This window comes from Bradyrhizobium sp. P2_E8 (assembly GCF_056403875.1).
Genome location: NZ_JBFUES010001471.1, coordinates 1 through 1,289, shown reverse-complemented (window position 1 = coordinate 1,289; position 1,289 = coordinate 1). Strand labels below are relative to the sequence as shown.

General features: G+C 61.0%; 2 protein-coding genes. Both read left to right on the top strand.

Annotation, left to right across the window (positions count from 1 at the left end):
• Nucleotides 1-296 precede the first annotated feature (296 nt).
• On the top strand, nucleotides 297-749 hold the full coding sequence (locus tag AC1D00_RS41515) for a VOC family protein (RefSeq protein ID WP_027542672.1): 453 nt from the start codon (nucleotides 297-299) through the stop codon (nucleotides 747-749).
• Between the two features lie 289 nt (nucleotides 750-1,038).
• The coding region (locus AC1D00_RS41510) for a glutathione S-transferase N-terminal domain-containing protein (protein ID WP_477014693.1) at nucleotides 1,039-1,289 on the top strand (251 nt) is incomplete at its 3' end.

Genomic DNA, 1,289 nt, shown 5'->3' with positions numbered 1-1,289 from the left:
CGGTTGGCAAGCATCGGGATACGGCGCAAGAGCGGAAATTTGGCGAGCTGGCAGCCACAAATTGAGCGCTTAGCGAAGGAGCTGCCTCAGCTTGGGATTGTGCGGTGACCGTGCATTGAGTGTATTCGCCGCCGCCGGCCATGGCTCTAGGTCAACGCTTTGCTGGTTGACCTCACAGCCCCATTTCACCCTCACGCGCATGTGCAAACGCCCCCTGCCCCTTGTCGCATTTTGCTGCTATTCATCGCCCCCGCCCGAAACCAAAAACCCTCCATCCGTTCAAGGGAGCAACAACCATGCGATATCTCCACACCATGCTGCGCGTGCGCAATCTCGATGTGGCGCTGAAGTTTTACCAGGATGCGCTGGGGCTGAAGGAGGTGCGGCGGATCGAGAACGACAAGGGGCGCTTCACGCTCGTCTTCCTGTGCTCGGCTGACGATCTCGAGGCGCTGAAGAAGCAGCCCTCGAGCCGCGGCGCGCCGCTGGTCGAGCTCACCTACAATTGGGACGAGGAGAAGTATGGCGAGGACCGCTTCTTCGGCCATCTCGCCTATGAGGTCGACGACATCTACGCCACTTGCGAGAAGCTGATGAAGGCCGGTGTCACCATCAACCGTCCGCCGCGCGACGGCAACATGGCCTTCGTCCGCTCGCCCGATCTGCACTCGATCGAGCTGCTCCAGAAGGGCGAGCCGAAAGCGCCGCAGGAGCCGTGGTCGTCGATGCCGAACACCGGCCACTGGTAGGGCCTTTTCCATAGGAACAAGCCCTCGCCGCGCACGTTCACTCCTCGACAAATATGATTGGAGGAGGACGCAATGGGACGAGGATTGTTGTTGTGGATGCTGGGCGTGCCGATCCCGGTGATCATTCTGCTGTGGCTGTTCTTCGGCCACTGAGCACCTGGTTCAACCTGCAATGAAAGCTCTGCCATGGCGGAGCTTTTTGCATGAGGGGCGCGCCGCAATCGCCGTCGTCCGACACAGGAAATTCCGCTATCACCCGCACAACTGAGAACGCCGCGGGAGGAGCTTCATGCCTGACACCAAGCTGACGATCTGGGGCCGCGCCAATTCGGTCAACGTGCAGAAGGTGCTGTGGTGCCTCACCGAGCTCGGCCTGCCCTACGAGCGCATCGATGCCGGCATGCAATACGGCAAGACCCGCGAGGCCGAGTATCTCGCGATGAACCCGAATGCGCGGATCCCGACGCTGGTCGAGGGCGACTTCGTGCTGTGGGAATCGAATTCCATCATGCGCTATCTCTGCCTCGCGCATGGACGCGG